Raw genomic sequence first — 16,162 nt, forward strand, 5'->3', positions numbered from 1 at the left:
CAGGAATATAATAGTACTACTAGTTTTGTTCTTTATTGCAACGGTCATAGCAGCACTGATGCTAATGAAGAATCGTAAGATGCTAATAATGAAGGCTTAGGAAACTATATTAGCGTTCGTGGTTCAGGACCCAATTTAATTTGTTGGTCTTATCAGAACTCCTTCAACCCGTATCGAATGCAGAACTAATGGTATTATGAAAAGTACTGCTATTGTTGGTGTAGATGCTGTAGGTTCTTCAAACGCGATGAACACATGCAGGTGTCATACAGGATAGCATTTATTTCTTTTTTTTAAATAGGTAGTCTTTAAAAAGTTTCTTTTCATCTTCAAAAACCTGATAGATTTCAAGCCCAGCTTCTTTGGCGAGCCATTCCACTATCAAGTCGTCGTATTTTTGAGATATTTCGGTATGTATGGTTTCCCATTTATTGAAACAGATCCTTAGATGTAACTTTTTAATGTGTACCTCGCATTTTTCAGTAGCTATCAAGTAGCTTTTTGCCGTTCCAGTTTCTGGATCATAAGCTTCCCAATGTTCAAAGTTGTTGACTTTAAAGTCAGCATCCATTTCACGATTTATTCGATGAAGTAAATTCCGGTTAAACTCTTGTGTAACCCCAGAAGAATCGGCATAGGCAGTTTGAATGGTCAGTGGATCTTTTTTTTGGTCGAAACCCATTAATAACGTATCCTCTGAAGCCATGATTTCTTGAATATTTTTCAAAAAACCTATGGCTTCTACATGGGATAAATTTCCAATATTGGACCCTAATACCAGAATCACTTTTGGTCTTTGGTTGTAGTTGACCAGATTTTTAAGGATCTTAAAATAAGTACCTTGTGCTCCTTGTACCTCCATCTCAGGCCAAACTTTTTTAATAGATACTGTCAACTCATCTATAGCATGTTGACTTATGTCTATAGGGATGTAAGTGAAGTTAGAGTCATGACGATCTAGTTCTTCAAGAAGCACTTTAGTTTTCTTTCCGTCTCCTGCGCCCAACTCTATCAAATCAAATCCTTTATCCTGTTCAAAAAGCATTCTCAAATCACTTTTGTTTTGTTCAATGATATTAAATTCTGCTGTGGTTAAGTAGTATTCTGGCAAGTCCATAATTTGCTGGAATAGCTTATCACCACGATCGTCATAAATATATTTAGAGCTTAAAAACTTAGGGAATTTGCTCAGTCCTATTTTTACGTGTTGTTCAAATTCTTGCTGGAACGATTCTTTTTTTGTCATAATGATTGGGCAAGTCTCAAGCTAGTAAATTGCCATCTAAGTGGCGCATGAAAAAAGTTTCTATAAGTAGGTCGTGCATGATTCGCGGGCGTAGCGATAGAGCTTCCTCGCAGCACTTTCTGGTTGACCATAAATTTACCGTTATACTCTCCTAGAGCACCCTCGGGTTTTTGATAGTTAGGATAGGGAAGGTAGGCACTTTCTGTCCATTCCCAGCGGTTGCCATGGTTGAAATGGGACTGAGCAACTTCCCATTCAAACTCGGTAGGTAAACGCATTCCTTTCCATTGTGCAAAAGCATATGCTTCATAATAGGAGATATGTGTGACTGCCGCAGCTAGATTCACTTCTTTGGAACCGCTTAACAAATACTGCATCCACTTAGCATTTTCAAAATGCCAATACATAGGTGCAATAATGGAGTTTTTTTGTACCCAATCCCATCCCTCGGTATGCCATAGCATCGGGTTAGAATAACCACCGTCATTTATGAATGCGATCCATTCTTGATTAGTTACTAATGAGTTACTTATGGAATACGGCTCTAAAAACACCCGGTGTTTGGGTTGTTCATTATCATAACAAAATCCCTTAGAGTTATGACCTATTTCATAAACGCCCTCTTTTACTTCTGTAAAGCCAACGCTGGTGTTTTCAAGAAGCTCTTCATCGAAAGCGCTGCCATATTTCGGTTGTAACGGATTGTTTCCTAAAATATACTTGATATCGGTGAGCAGTAATTCTTGATGTTGTTTTTCATGATGAATGCCTATTTCTACAATTGGGATAAGCTCTTCTGTCAGGTGATTTTCTATCAACTCTTGCATGTGAGAAGTCACATAGGAGCGATAATCGTAAACTTCTTGAACACTAGGCCTGGAAAGATTACCACGATCAGTACGCACCACGCGTTTCCCTATACTTTCATAATAGCTATTGAATACAAAGGCGTAATTTTTATGATATCTTTTGTAATGGGGTAGGTGTGCATCGAGTAAGAATTCTTCAAAAAACCAAGTGGTATGGCCTAGATGCCACTTGGGCGGCGACACATCTACGATAGGCTGTACTACATAATCTTCTGTTTCTAAGGGTTGACAAATACCTTCTGTTGCGGTTCGTGTTTCAATAAAAAGTTGAAGAAGTTGCTTTGTAGAAATCATGTACTCAAATTTAAGGTGTTTTTACTTATTTCGCTTTCGCGAAAGCGTTAAGCTCCCGTTAAATGGATTTTGAAGATACATTCTTTCATTAAATATTGTTGTACTATTTCAAAAAGAAAGGCAGGTGGAACAAAAGAAAGGCCATAATTCCATACATTATTATCGTTGCGACATCGAGTAGGTAGCAGCCCTTTGGGTTTGGCAAGATAGCTTGAGAGCTAAATGCCAAAAACAATACGTACTGCTGCCACCAAAACAATGACAATCAACACAAAAGCTTTGGGGATAACTACCTGGGCAGATAGGTTTATAACTTCTAGCCATAGCCACTTAGAGACTTGTTTACACAGCAACTACCCCTTTAATAGCAGGATGCGGATCGTAATTTTCTAAAGCAAAATCTTCATATTTAAAATCAAATATATCTTTGATTTCAGGATTGAGTTTCATTTGTGGCAATGCTCTGGGCTCTCTAGTCAATTGGAGCTCTACCTGTTCTCTTAAGTTGTTGTAAATATGTACATCTCCAAAGCTGTGGATAAAATCTCCGTATTCTAAATCGCATACCTGTGCTACCATCATTGTTAATAAGGCATAGCTTGCGATATTAAAAGGAACACCTAAAAATACATCTGCGCTTCTTTGGTACAATTGACAGCTTAGTTTGTTATGGGCAACATAGAATTGGAAAAAGGCATGGCAGGGTGGCAAAGCTGCTTTGCCATTTTCCACATTTTCTGAAAAACTTTTACTCGTATCTGGCAGTACGCTAGGATTCCAAGCACTAACGATCATGCGGCGACTATCGGGGTTGGTCTTTAATGTGTTAATCACCTCTTTGATTTGATCTATTCCTTCATCATTCCAATTGCGCCATTGGTGTCCATAAACTGGTCCAAGATCGCCGTTTTCATCAGCCCATTCATTCCATATTCTTACGTTATGATCTTTCAAGTACTGTATGTTAGTGTCTCCAGATAGCAACCACAGCAATTCGTGAATAATAGATTTTAAATGCACCTTTTTTGTTGTTACTAAAGGGAAGCCTTTTTGAAGATTAAAACGCATTTGATAACCGAAAAGGCTGCGAGTTCCTGTTCCAGTGCGATCACCTTTGTCGATTCCGTTTTCTAAAATATCTTGAAGTAAATCTTGGTATTGTTTCATAATATATACAATGGCTTTGTTGATACTTGTTCCAACTAAACAACACAAATTACTTGAAATCTATAATTAAAAACGAATTAAAGTTACGGAAGATATGAGCTTTTATTAACCAGTTTGATGCTCGTCTTCATTAGGAGAAAATGAATTTGCCCAAGCGATAGCACTTTCTATATTATTAAAAAAGCTAAAAGAACCAGAATATAAAGATTGCTCTGAAACGGCTTGCATTTTTTGTTCTAGAGTAGTTCCAACTATAGCAATTCCTACCATAGTCTTAGCATTCACAAGTTGGTATACCTTGGCGTCTACGTCATGGCCAAATTCGCGATTAGAGATGAACACTATTTTTTCTTTGCCGTAATAGTTGTTGATATCAGTAAGCATGCGCATGGCAATTTCGTTGTTGACGATTACGCTAGAATCTAACAGGCCTATCACATAATGCTCATAGCATGTCATGGAGCCAAAAGAGTAATCAAACTTATGCTTGTAAGGAATGATTTTCAAAAGGTGCTACTGTTTTAAGGATAAGAACTGACACAAATTTAATCATTTTTTTAACAAAAACTTAGGTTTTACAAGTTTATCCAAATAGCATTCCTGCTATCGCGGCTGTAAGCAGTGATGCGCAAGTTCCTCCGATAAGTGCCTTAATACCAAAAGCAGCTAAGGTTTTACGTTGTCCTGGAGCTAGGACACCTATCCCACCTATTTGTATTCCAATTGAGGCAAAGTTTGCAAATCCGCAAAGAGCATAAGTGGCTATAATAATCGATTTAGGATGCATTATTTTACCCGCTTCCTTAAGGTCCTTAAGAGATCCGTATGCAATGAATTCATTGAGGATGGTTTTCTCTCCTAAAAGTTGTCCCACTAAAACAATATCATCTGTGTGAACACCTATCACCCATGCAACAGGTGCAAAGAGGTTCCCTAAAATGTATTGCATAGAAAAACCGTCGTACCTGCCATTACTATAAGATTCTATGATGTTGTTTAAGCCAGTATATTCGCCTATTACATCCTTTAATCCAAAATTCAATACAGCGATTAATGCCGTAAAAACAAGTAGCATGGCGCCTACATTTACAGCCAGTTTCAATCCATCTGTGGTACCACGCGAAATGGCATCTAACAGATTACTCCCTATTTTATCCTTAGAAACTTTAAGAGATCTGTCAATTTTAGTTTTGTTTTCTTCTGGATAAAGCATTTTTGCTATCACGATTGCTGCAGGAGCACTCATTATTGATGCGGTAAGTAAGTGTTTGGTAAACAATATTTGCTGAGCTTCGCTTTCGCCTCCTAAAAACCCTATAAATGCAGCGAGTACACCACCAGCAATAGTCGCCATTCCGCCTACCATAAGACATAGCATTTCTGATTTTGTCATTTTTTCTAGATAAGGCTTGACCACTAGAGGCGCTTCTGTCTGTCCAATAAAAATGTTTGCCGCAGCAGCAAGTGATTCTGCACCACTTAATCGCATGGTTTTACTCATGATCCACGCCAGAACATAAACTACCTTTTGAAGGATTCCTAGGTAGTATAATACAGAAGTAAAAGCTGAAAAGAAAACAATAGTTGGGAGTACTTTAAAAGCAAATACATAACCCCAATTTCCACTAGTGTCTATAAAATTACCAAAAACAAACTCTGCTCCAGCTTCACTGACAGCAAGGAACCTGACTACACCAGTTGAAATGGCATCAAAAATATAAGCGACACTCTCAAATTTAAGAACAGAAACAGCAAAAACAACTTGTAACGTAATGCCTACTAAAACCAAACGCCAGTCGATCTTCCTTTTATTCTTACTCAATATAAAACAAAGTCCTAATATAAAAAGGATCCCTAGTAATCCTCTATAAAAGCTTTGAAAGCTGAAGCCTAACTCGTTAGATATTTCCACGTTAGAAGAGATCATCTTTTTCTTGATTAAAAAAGTGTAGGCAACTCTATTGTTTTTTAAGATCAAGCTATCCCCATTTACCTTTTCGAGATCAAACTGTTTCAGTTCTATTTCTGGTTCACTTGGATAAAGAGCGATAAAGTCTCCCTGTAAAATAAACCTTCCCTTAGAATTGAGGCTATCTACTCCAGTGTAGTACTTGTAATTCTGTTTATTAAAGGAAATACTGTCTAGCTGGTGTGCTGTTATTTCGGAAAGATCATCTGCCTTAGCTGAGTGGAGCACCCAGGATCCTTCTATAAGTGTATTATCTTGAGCTTTTGCCAAAAATGAAAAGCCGATAAAAGTTAAGGCAATAAAAAGTCTGGACAGAAAAGGATTCATATGTTTTTGAAAAGGGTTATCGTTTAGAGATTTCATCTCTGATTTGTGCTGCCAGTTCGTAGTTTTCATTAGAAACAGCATCGCTCAGCATCTTTTTAAGCTCGGTTAAGGAGAATTTTCCGTAATCATTTGCTTCTTTAGTGGCTGTGCTGATGAGCTCATCCATCATTTCTTCACTATCTAATTCCCCCATTTCCAGTTCTTTGTCTGGTTTGATGTGTTGTTGGATTCCTGCTTCTTCTAGAATATTCTCATAGGTAAAAACAGGAGCTTTGAACCTGACTGCCAAAGCGATGGCGTCACTAGTTCGGGCATCAATAATTTCTTCAATCTTATCTCTTTCACAGATAAGGCTGCTGTAAAAAACACCATCTACTAACTTGTGAATGATCACTTGTTTTACCGTTATGGAAAATCGTTGTGCAAAACTTTTAAATAAATCGTGGGTGAGAGGTCGCGGCGGACTCAGCTCTTTTTCTAGTGCTATGGCGATGCTTTGCGCTTCAAAGGCTCCAATGACAATAGGTAATTGCCTAGAACCGTCAACTTCTTTGAGAACTAGTGCATAAGCACCATTCTGTGTTTGGCTGTATGAGATGCCGCGTATGTTAAGTCGTTTTAGACTCATGATTAGTTAATTGCTAGAAATAGATATCATTAGGCTCTTTACTATTTACTTAAAAAATAGTTTTTCAAGGGAACCTTTAGTAGTCACTCTTGTGGGGGTACCTTGCAAAGCAAAAACATAGGTTGAACCTGAAATGCTCTATTTTTTTTTTGACTTTAAAAAACCTATGCAAGTTTATAAAAAAAAAGCTGTGCAAAAATGAGGATTTTCTCCAATTGCACAGCTTTAAATTTAGGAAATTCTTAATTAACTTGTAAAGAATTTTATGCGTTTAATGCTTTAAAGGCTTTTAATTTTTCAATTAACACAGGAACTACTTCAAAAGCATCTCCAACTACACCATAATCGGCCGCCTTAAAGAAAGGTGCTTCTGGGTCGGTATTGATGACTACTTTAATCTTTGAAGAGTTGATTCCTGCAAGGTGCTGTATCGCTCCAGAAATACCTATAGCGATGTATAAGTTAGAAGCAACTGGCTTACCAGTCTGTCCTACGTGTTCTCCATGAGGCCTCCATCCCAAGTCGCTAACTGGTTTTGAACAAGCGGTTGCCGCTCCTAAAACCTCTGCAAGCTCTTCAATCATTCCCCAGTTTTCAGGCCCTTTCATACCGCGACCTGCGCTCACTACTACTTCAGCATCGGCTATAGTGACTTTATCAATAGCTTTATCTACAGATTGAACCTGAACATTAAAATCAGTATCATTTAAAGTAGGAGCAAATTCTTGAATAGTACAATCAGTTGCATTTTCTTTAAGGCCATAAGCGTTTTTTGATATTCCTACTAACTTTACCGCTGTAGTAATAGCAGTATCGGCAAATGCTTTATTGGTAAAAACAGTTCTTTTTACGGTAAAAGGTTCTGTGGAAGAAGGCAGTTCGGTTACATTAGAAACGTATCCCGCTTGTAAATGTACGCTTACTAGAGATCCTAAATACTTAGAATTTGCACTAGAACTGATCACAACTACTTTTGCATTTTCAGCTTTTGCAGCTTGTGCAATAGCGTTGGCATATGCGGCAGCATTAAATTGTTCTAATTTGGAATCACTTATATTGTGCAACCTACTCACTCCATAAGTTCCTAAATCTCCAGCATCATTTGCATGAAAAGATATAGCGGCAACATCTGTTCCCATCATATCTGCCACACCTTTTGCATAACTGGCTACTTCATAAGTAGTTTTTTTAAAACTACCGTTTTCTGATTCTGTGTATACGAGTACGGACATATATTTTGTTTTTATGTAGCATCCATAAGGAATGTATGCTTACTTGATTTGTTATTAGTTGACTTTTTTACTGCATTTAAATGTTAATAGCGTGGTTGATTTCGCTTTCGCGAAAGCGAAATACATCACATGATATCCTACAGAATGGAATCATACTGTATTTTTAATCTTTAGTTATTAAATCGCTTTTGCTTCGTTGTGAAGCAAATCGATTAATCTGTCAAGGTCTCCTGCATCTACAAGAGTCACCTGCCCTTTAGGAACTGGTTTCGTAAAAGAAATGCTATTCGTTTCGGTAGTAGCATCTGTTGAAGGTACTACGGTTAAAGGTTTTTTACGTGCCATCATAATTCCACGCATATTAGGAATTCTCAAATCACTTTCTTCAACAAGACCTTTTTGACCGCCTATGACAAGAGGAAGATTTACTGTTACCGTTTCTTTACCTCCGTCGATTTCACGTATGGCAGTGGCCTTAGAGCCATCTATTTCAAGAGAGATACAAGTGTTTACAAAACTAGCACCAGTCATTGCTGCGATCATTCCTGGAACCATTCCACCATTATAATCTATGGATTCTCGACCAGCAATGATCAGGTCATAGCCGCCATCTTTTACAACAGCACTTAATTGCCTGGCAACTTGATAACCGTCGGTAGCTACAGCGTCCACCCTAATAGCCGCATCGGCTCCTATCGCTAATGCTTTTCTCAAGGTAGGCTCTACTTCAGCGCCTCCTACAGAAACTACATCCACACTTGCTCCTTGCTTTTCTTGGAACCACATAGCGCGAGTGAGACCAAATTCATCATTTGGATTGATCACAAATTGAACACCACTGGTGTCGAATTGTGTATCGTTATCTGTAAAATTGATTTTTGAAGTGGTATCTGGCACATGGCTGATACATACTAATATCTTCATATTTTATAGTGTTTAATGTCTTATTCAATCGTTTGCGAAATTACATAAAAAACAACTAATCAACTATGCATGCATAATAAAATTTTGTTTCATCTTTTAGGTCTTAATGCTTTTTAGTAATTTTTATAAGCGTTGAAACCTCAGTGTTTCTTGGGTTTTAAAGTGATAGCTTTAAATTTACATGTTCCTAGTAGGTAATAAAGATATTTTTTAGCCTAAAATTATCGCATACTAAGCTTAGGTAAGTTATTTTTGTTTTCTTGAAATTTGATCACATCCATATCCCATAAATATGAAGACAATACAATTCCGCGAGGCAATTTGCGAAGCGATGAGTGAAGAAATGAGACGCGACGAGACTATTTACCTGATGGGTGAAGAAGTTGCAGAATATAACGGAGCCTATAAAGCTTCTAAAGGAATGTTAGAAGAGTTTGGCGCTAAACGAGTTATTGACACGCCTATTGCCGAGCTTGGATTTGCTGGTGTAGCCATTGGCTCTACGATGACAGGTAACCGACCTATAGTAGAATACATGACTTTTAACTTTTCTCTAGTAGGTATTGACCAGATCATTAATAACGCTGCAAAAATACGTCAGATGTCTGGTGGCCAATTTAAATGTCCTATCGTTTTCCGAGGTCCTACAGCAAGTGCTGGACAACTTGCAGCGACGCATTCCCAAGCTTTTGAAAACTGGTTTGCTAACACTCCGGGTCTTAAAGTAATCGTACCTTCTAATCCATATGACGCTAAAGGGCTTCTCAAAGCCGCAATACGAGACGATGATCCAGTTATTTTTATGGAATCCGAACAAATGTACGGTGATAAAGGGGAGGTTCCAGAAGGGGAATACGTTTTGCCTATAGGAGTTGCAGAGATCAAGAGAGAAGGGACAGATGTCACTATAGTCTCTTTTGGAAAGATTATCAAAGAAGCCTACAAAGCTGCCGAAGAATTAGAGAAAGAAGGGATTTCCTGTGAAATTATCGATTTAAGAACGGTGCGTCCTTATGATAAGGAAGCGATCTTGAAGTCGGTTAAGAAAACCAATCGATTGGTAATTCTTGAAGAGGCATGGCCATTTGGTAACGTATCTACTGAAATTTCTCACATGGTACAGGCAGAGGCCTTTGATTACCTTGATGCTCCTATTTATAAAATCAATACTCAAGATACTCCAGCGCCTTATTCTCCGGCCCTATTTGCAGAGTGGTTGCCTAACTATCAAGATGTAATAGATGGAGTAAAGAAAGTAATGTACAAGAAGTAATTATTTTTATTTAACCTAATTTAAACCCATTTCTCAATGAAATGGGTTTTTTTGTTCGAAACGAGTAAAGATACTTTTATGCTTTAAACACTTCTCTTTATTAATAGTAGTTTTATTTTTGATTTTTAATTTGCTCATGAAAAAAAACACAAATACGCACCCTTTCGCGAAAGCGAGACTTCAACAAGTCCTATTTACAGGTATTCTTATTTTTACTTTAATAGGGAAGGCTCAGACTAAAGTAGGGGGAGTGATCTATGACAATTTTGGCGCTACGGTACCCTTTGCAAACGTAGTCTTTCCAGGTTCTAGCGAAGGAACCATCTCTAACGATAACGGAAGGTTCTATTTGCAATCTGAAAACACCTACCAGGAAGTGGAATTCTCCTTTGTAGGATATAAAACACAAATCTTAACATTGGATGCAAAGATACATCTAGACCTGAAAATTATCTTGCAAACCGATACGGCGGAATTAGATGCTGTAATGGTCTATGCAGGTAAAACTTCAAAAAAGAACAATCCTGCGATCGATATTCTGCGTAAGGTATGGGAAAATAGACGTAAAAACGGACTTTCTCAATTTAGACAGTATCAGTACGATAAATACGAGAAGCTGGAATTTGACATGAATACCATAGACAGTTCCATGATCAACTCCAAGTTGTTTAAAGGTATGGAGTTTGTTTTTAATTATGCCGATACCAGTCGTGTTACAGGCAAAACCTATTTGCCCATTTTTATAAACGAATCTCTTTCTAAAGTCTATGGAGATAATGAGATCAATACAGAATTAGACGATGTCAACGCAAACAAAAACTCTGGTTTTTCCAACAACCAAACATTGATTGCTTTTGTAAAAGACTTGTATAACGATATTGATGTGTATGATCGTTATTTAAAATTCTTTGATAAGAGCTTTACCAGTCCAGTGGGTAAAAGTGGTATTGATACCTATAACTATGTATTAAGAGATACTGCGATAGTCGATGGAGTAGAGGCATACAACATTGTGTATTATCCACGTCGTAAGGGGGAGCTCACTTTTAAAGGAGATTTTTGGGTAGCTACAGATTCCTATGCGATCAAGGAAATCAACATGCAGGCTACCAAAAGCGCCAACATTAACTGGGTAAAAGAAATTTATATTGAGCAAGAGTATGATGTCTTGAATGACAGCTTATTTTTAATAACTCGAGATTACTTTTTAAGTGATTTTGCTTTGAATAAAAAGGAGAAATCAAAAGGTATTTATGGAAAGCGCACTACTTTATTTGATAATTATCAATTTGACATTGCAAAAGAACCAGATTTTTATAGGCGTAGAGTAAACGATTACAACCCAGAAATCTATGATAGAGATGAGGCATACTGGGACAAAAACAGGTTAGAACAACTCAATAAAGATGAGAAGCAAGTGTACACCATGCTGGACACGCTTAAAAAGAATAAGAAATTCAAGCGTCTTTATAATATAGGTACAGTTCTCGCATCTGGATATTATGAGTTTGACGGCTTTGATTTTGGTCCCATTTTTTCCACTTTCGGATTTAATGATGTAGAAGGGGTGCGTTTGCGTGCTGGAGGAAGAACTTTCTTTACAGCTAATGATCCATGGAGAATAGAAGGTTACGGGGCCTATGGTTTTAGCGATCAAAAATTCAAATTTGGAATAGGGGGTAAATACCTATTAGATAAAAAAAGTAGATTGATCGTAAGCGCGGGGTATCGTGATGATGTAGAACAGCTCGCTGCCAGTCTTACCAGAACAAATGATGTTTTAGGACGCAGTCTTGCTTCAAGCGCTTTAGTAAGTGCTGGAAACAACGGCAGGCTCTCTAAAATTAAATTAGGAGTAGCAGCTATAAGTTTTGAACCTTTGTACAATCTAGAATTTAGATTAGGTGCCAGTTATAGAAAAATTGAAACGGCAAACCCAGGCTTTTTTAGTTTAGATTACTTTGATGTAGATGCTCCAGGAGGCATAGGTTCAGAAACCAATCAAGCGGAGATAGATTTTTCTATTACCTATAAGCCAGGTCGTAAAACAACTAATTATGGTGTAGATCGTACCATCATTAATGATGGTGATTACCCAATACTTTTCTTGAATTATGCCAGAGGTTTTAAAGATCTTTTTAGCAGTAATTTTGATTATGATAAAGCCCAATTTTATTACAGCCATCCATTTCAGATCGGGGTTTTTGGAAGATTGACAGCCCGTATAGAAGCAGGGAAAACTTTTGGAGAAGTGCCGCTGGCGTTGCTAGACGTCATTCCAGGAAACCAGACTTATTTCAATATTCCCGGCTCCTTTAATACCATGAATTTTTACGAGTTTGTCACCGATGAGTACCTTATGGTGAACTTAAATCATAATTTTAATGGACGTCTTTTTTCACGTATACCGGGCTTAAGAGATTTAAATTTAAGAGAATTAGTAGGGGTGAAAGCCGCCTACGGTCGCATCAGTGATGAGAATATAGCATTAAATGCAAGCGGTCTCAATTACCTCGCACCAGAAGATATTTTTTGGGAATACAGCGTTGGCGTAGGAAATATATTTAAAGTATTGCGATTAGATGTCAATTTTAGAGGGTGCTATAATTACTTGCCAGATGCCAGACAAATTGCGGTGACGGGTAGTTTTGGTTTTTATTTTTAGAAACGCATTCAAACAGCATCTATACATGGATAGGTCATGCCTCTGCAGAGCGGTATCGGCTGGAAACTATTTCAAAAGCACATTTACTTCCTTATAGCTATTTTTTATAGTTTAAATCTAGCCTCTCAATTAGTTCCAGACGATGCCAACACAAATAATAGGCATGTCGAAACTCAGTTGTTTTTATCAAAATAATTTCAAAAACCAACAGGTCAAGTTGTGGTCTCGGCATGTTGAGTTGGTACAGATGAATCTAGAAATCGTGATTGATCATCTGTTTTAAAGGTTATCCGCTTTCGCGAAAGCGGAATCACATCAATTTTTAAACACACTTATAATTAATCAAATCGCAGTTTATGCTGATGGTAGTTGTTGGATGCATACCTTCCATAACACCTATTTTTCTGGTTCGAACTATCGGAATCGTTTTCTTAGCATTATTTTACTACTTTAGCGAGATTTAAAAAACCAAATACCAATTTTATTTATGGAATCGTATATGATTTATTTGCCAATTCTTTTGGCAGTTTTGGGGCTAGTTTACATGCTCATTAAAAAATCCTGGGTGATGAAACAGGATGCTGGCGACGGCAAAATGAAAGAAATTTCAGATTACATCTATGAAGGCGCTTTGGCCTTTTTAAAAGCAGAATATCGATTACTGGCCATTTTTGTGGCAGTGGTAAGTGTATTACTGGTCATTGTTTCCATGGTTGTTCCTTCTACGCACTGGATGATTGTTATCGCATTTATTTTTGGAGCAATATTTTCCGCTTTTGCAGGGAATATAGGGATGAAAATCGCTACCAAAACCAACGTAAGAACCACACAGGCCGCTCGTACGAGTTTGCCCAAAGCCCTAAGCATCTCTTTTGGAGGAGGCATGGTAATGGGACTAGGCGTTGCTGGTCTTGCCGTTTTAGGTTTAACAGGATTCTTTTTATTGTTCTATCATTTCTTTATGGGTGGAGAATGGACTGATAATGATGCCATGACCGTTGTACTTGAAACACTTGCAGGATTTTCATTAGGTGCAGAATCTATCGCGCTTTTTGCTCGTGTAGGTGGAGGTATTTATACCAAAGCAGCTGATGTAGGTGCTGACCTTGTAGGTAAAGTAGAAGCAGGAATCCCTGAAGACGATCCTCGTAATCCTGCAACAATTGCTGATAATGTAGGAGATAACGTAGGTGATGTAGCTGGAATGGGAGCAGATTTATTTGGTTCTTATGTAGCCACAGTTCTAGCGGCAATGGTTCTCGGTAATTATGTGATCAGAGATATGGGCGGTGATATCGTCAATGAAGGCTTTGGCGGAATAGGACCTATCTTATTGCCAATGTCCATCGCTGGTGTAGGGATTATTATTTCTATGATTGGAATGATGTTAGTAAAGATTAAAAGCAACGATGCTAAAGAAGCTCAGGTTATGAGTGCGCTGAATGTGGGTAACTGGACGTCTATAGTTTTAGTTGCAGTTGCTTGTTACGTTCTTTGTATGTGGATGCTTCCTGAAACCATGCAAATGGAATTTTTTGGTGAAGGGGTGATGGAAATCTCTTCTATGAATGTTTTTTATGCGACATTAGTTGGACTAGTGGTTGGCGCAGTGATCTCATCAGTAACCGAATATTATACCGGTTTAGGAAAAAAACCTATACTTAAAATTGTACAACAATCTTCTACTGGTGCAGGAACAAATATCATTGCGGGTCTTGCGACGGGTATGATTTCAACTTTTCCATCCGTTTTACTCTTTGCAGCTGCCATCTGGTCGTCTTATGCTTTTGCAGGTTTCTACGGAGTGGCGCTGGCAGCAAGTGCGATGATGGCCACTACAGCTATGCAATTAGCAATTGATGCCTTTGGTCCTATATCTGATAATGCCGGTGGTATTGCAGAGATGAGTGAACAAGAACCTATCGTACGAGAGCGTACTGATATTTTAGACGCTGTAGGAAATACAACGGCGGCAACCGGCAAAGGGTTTGCTATTGCTTCGGCAGCCTTGACCTCTTTAGCCTTATTTGCAGCTTATGTAACTTTTACAGGAATAGACGGAATTAATATTTATAAAGCTCCAGTTCTTGCGATGTTATTCGTAGGGGGTATGGTGCCTGTTGTGTTTAGCGCACTAGCAATGAATGCAGTAGGAAAAGCAGCCATGGAAATGGTAGAAGAAGTAAGACGTCAGTTTAGAGAGATTCCAGGAATTATGGAAGGTACTGGCAAACCTCAATACGATAAATGCGTGGATATTTCTACAAAAGCTTCTCTAAAAGAAATGATGTTACCAGGGTTATTGACCATTGGTTTTCCATTGGTCATTGCTTTTGTACCGATGATTTTTGGTATGGATCATCTTGCCATTGCAGAGATGTTAGGAGGCTATATGGCTGGAGTTACGGTAAGTGGTGTCTTGTGGGCAATTTTTCAAAACAACGCAGGTGGCGCATGGGATAACGCAAAGAAATCTTTTGAAGCAGGCGTAGAAATCAATGGGGAGATGACTTATAAAGGCTCTGAGGCTCATAAAGCTGCGGTAACTGGAGACACGGTTGGAGATCCTTTTAAGGATACTTCTGGTCCTTCTATGAATATTTTAATCAAATTAACTTGTTTAATAGGTCTTGTTGTTGCTCCTATATTAGGTGGGCATACAGAAGAAGGTCAGGCAGCATTATCAACGCCTAAACCGGTAGTACAAGAAGTAGTAGTAAATAGCAATGCCAACAATACGATTCAAAATGTTGATATTCAAAAAACAGTAGATGAAGCAACCGGAATCGTTACGGCTAAGGTTACTGTAAAAACCAAAGTAAACGGTGCAACAGTGAGCAAAACTCATAATTTAACCGGTACAAAAACTGAGGTAGATGCAAAAATTGCAAAAATTGATAAGAAAGTAAGTAACTTCAACTAGAGCAACACTTTTTTAAAATTAAATCCCATTGTGATACAGTCGCAATGGGATTTTTTTATGGCTCAAATGCTAGGGTCTTACAACTTTTTAAATGATGCATTTTCTATGATTAGAACCATAGGTTTTCTGTTTCTTGCATAAAGCTAACTCGACATAGTACGGCAAGAGAAATGCACAATACGGCTAAAAAAATGAGGTTGCCATAGCGTTAACACGCAAAGGTTTTTAGTATGGTTAATACCCATCTCTTATCTTTCACTGCGACAATCGCAGCAAATATCCTCAAGGGAATAAGTTGCTAGATGTCTTTACAGGAAGCTTCAAAAGATTCTGGAAAAAGCGTGGTCATGTAACCGTTTTGTGGGCTATCAGAGGCATAGGTATTTGTTGAAACTAGTCTAAAGACGTCTGAGGCGATGACCATATCAATAGGCGTAGACATTAATTCCATCTTCCTTTTTAATTCTGCTTCAGGTTTTAATGGGTTGTTTGTGCGTTTCGTTGACCTCCAAAACAACATAATAAAAATGCGATCAGTATATTTTTCAAGGGGTATGAGCTGTAATGACTTTAAAAATAATTACTAAAAAAACTCTATTGAAGCCCTTGGTTTCCAATAGAGTTTGTAATCTTATGGACGACTTA

Annotated in this window: 12 protein-coding genes; 3 read left to right on the forward strand and 9 right to left on the reverse strand. The window is 38.0% G+C overall.

Annotated features, from left to right (window positions below):
• Positions 1-280 precede the first annotated feature (280 nt).
• The 8 genes from KG732_RS04715 to KG732_RS04750 all read right to left on the reverse strand — a co-directional run bounded on the left by KG732_RS04715 (position 281) and on the right by KG732_RS04750 (position 8,656).
• The gene (locus tag KG732_RS04715) at positions 281-1,246 is read right to left on the reverse strand and encodes an L-histidine N(alpha)-methyltransferase (RefSeq protein WP_213521329.1); all 966 of its coding nucleotides are present in this window, start codon (positions 1,244-1,246) and stop codon (positions 281-283) included.
• A complete protein-coding gene (gene egtB, locus KG732_RS04720) occupies positions 1,243-2,409 on the reverse strand; it encodes an ergothioneine biosynthesis protein EgtB (protein ID WP_213521330.1) in 1,167 nt (388 codons plus the stop codon). Before egtB ends, KG732_RS04715 begins: the two co-directional genes overlap by 4 nt.
• A 342-nt stretch (positions 2,410-2,751) precedes the next feature.
• Positions 2,752-3,576: a thymidylate synthase gene (locus KG732_RS04725; protein ID WP_213521331.1), complete on the reverse strand. Its 825-nt coding sequence runs from the start codon at positions 3,574-3,576 to the stop codon at positions 2,752-2,754.
• Between the two features lie 105 nt (positions 3,577-3,681).
• The gene (locus tag KG732_RS04730; protein ID WP_292890788.1) at positions 3,682-4,083 is read right to left on the reverse strand and encodes a thymidylate synthase; all 402 of its coding nucleotides are present in this window, start codon (positions 4,081-4,083) and stop codon (positions 3,682-3,684) included.
• A gap of 76 nt (positions 4,084-4,159) precedes the next feature.
• Positions 4,160-5,941, reverse strand: a complete 1,782-nt coding sequence (locus KG732_RS04735) for a nucleoside transporter C-terminal domain-containing protein (RefSeq protein WP_300980318.1) — start codon at positions 5,939-5,941, stop codon at positions 4,160-4,162.
• Positions 5,889-6,500: a bifunctional nuclease family protein gene (locus KG732_RS04740; protein ID WP_213521332.1), complete on the reverse strand. Its 612-nt coding sequence runs from the start codon at positions 6,498-6,500 to the stop codon at positions 5,889-5,891. Before KG732_RS04740 ends, KG732_RS04735 begins: the two co-directional genes overlap by 53 nt.
• A gap of 263 nt (positions 6,501-6,763) precedes the next feature.
• Positions 6,764-7,732, reverse strand: a complete 969-nt coding sequence (locus KG732_RS04745) for an electron transfer flavoprotein subunit alpha/FixB family protein (protein ID WP_213521333.1) — start codon at positions 7,730-7,732, stop codon at positions 6,764-6,766.
• 177 nt (positions 7,733-7,909) lie between these two features.
• Positions 7,910-8,656: an electron transfer flavoprotein subunit beta/FixA family protein gene (locus KG732_RS04750; protein ID WP_213521334.1), complete on the reverse strand. Its 747-nt coding sequence runs from the start codon at positions 8,654-8,656 to the stop codon at positions 7,910-7,912.
• Positions 8,657-8,948: 292 nt separating this feature from the next.
• Here KG732_RS04750 and KG732_RS04755 point away from each other — a divergent pair, with 292 nt between their 5' ends.
• From KG732_RS04755 to KG732_RS04765, 3 genes are all read left to right on the forward strand, one after another.
• Positions 8,949-9,929 carry a pyruvate dehydrogenase complex E1 component subunit beta gene (locus tag KG732_RS04755; protein WP_213521335.1) on the forward strand — a complete coding sequence of 327 codons (981 nt, stop codon included), beginning with the start codon at positions 8,949-8,951 and terminating at the stop codon, positions 9,927-9,929.
• Positions 9,930-10,065: 136 nt separating this feature from the next.
• Positions 10,066-12,594: a DUF5686 family protein gene (locus KG732_RS04760; RefSeq protein WP_213521336.1), complete on the forward strand. Its 2,529-nt coding sequence runs from the start codon at positions 10,066-10,068 to the stop codon at positions 12,592-12,594.
• 487 nt (positions 12,595-13,081) lie between these two features.
• Positions 13,082-15,517, forward strand: a complete 2,436-nt coding sequence (locus tag KG732_RS04765; RefSeq protein WP_213521337.1) for a sodium-translocating pyrophosphatase — start codon at positions 13,082-13,084, stop codon at positions 15,515-15,517.
• A gap of 298 nt (positions 15,518-15,815) precedes the next feature.
• Here KG732_RS04765 and KG732_RS04770 read toward each other — a convergent pair whose 3' ends face one another.
• A complete protein-coding gene (locus tag KG732_RS04770; RefSeq protein WP_213521338.1) occupies positions 15,816-15,968 on the reverse strand; it encodes a hypothetical protein in 153 nt (50 codons plus the stop codon).
• Positions 15,969-16,162: the final 194 nt, after the last annotated feature.

Origin of the sequence: Nonlabens sp. (genome assembly GCF_018401815.1) — a bacterium.
In the GTDB taxonomy this organism is placed as follows: Bacteria; Bacteroidota; Bacteroidia; order Flavobacteriales; family Flavobacteriaceae; genus Nonlabens.

Excerpts from the sequence above, each read along its gene's own strand:
- KG732_RS04715 (WP_213521329.1), bottom strand. The coding sequence starts at position 1,246 with ATGACAAAAAAAGAATCGTTCCAGCAAGAATTTGAACAACACGTAAAA.
- egtB (WP_213521330.1), bottom strand. The coding sequence starts at position 2,409 with ATGATTTCTACAAAGCAACTTCTTCAACTTTTTATTGAAACACGAACC.
- KG732_RS04725 (WP_213521331.1), bottom strand. The coding sequence starts at position 3,576 with ATGAAACAATACCAAGATTTACTTCAAGATATTTTAGAAAACGGAATC.
- KG732_RS04735 (WP_300980318.1), bottom strand. The coding sequence starts at position 5,941 with ATGAAAACTACGAACTGGCAGCACAAATCAGAGATGAAATCTCTAAAC.
- KG732_RS04740 (WP_213521332.1), bottom strand. The coding sequence starts at position 6,500 with ATGAGTCTAAAACGACTTAACATACGCGGCATCTCATACAGCCAAACA.
- KG732_RS04745 (WP_213521333.1), bottom strand. The coding sequence starts at position 7,732 with ATGTCCGTACTCGTATACACAGAATCAGAAAACGGTAGTTTTAAAAAA.
- KG732_RS04750 (WP_213521334.1), bottom strand. The coding sequence starts at position 8,656 with ATGAAGATATTAGTATGTATCAGCCATGTGCCAGATACCACTTCAAAA.
- KG732_RS04755 (WP_213521335.1), top strand. The coding sequence starts at position 8,949 with ATGAAGACAATACAATTCCGCGAGGCAATTTGCGAAGCGATGAGTGAA.
- KG732_RS04760 (WP_213521336.1), top strand. The coding sequence starts at position 10,066 with ATGAAAAAAAACACAAATACGCACCCTTTCGCGAAAGCGAGACTTCAA.
- KG732_RS04765 (WP_213521337.1), top strand. The coding sequence starts at position 13,082 with ATGGAATCGTATATGATTTATTTGCCAATTCTTTTGGCAGTTTTGGGG.
- KG732_RS04770 (WP_213521338.1), bottom strand. The coding sequence starts at position 15,968 with ATGGAATTAATGTCTACGCCTATTGATATGGTCATCGCCTCAGACGTC.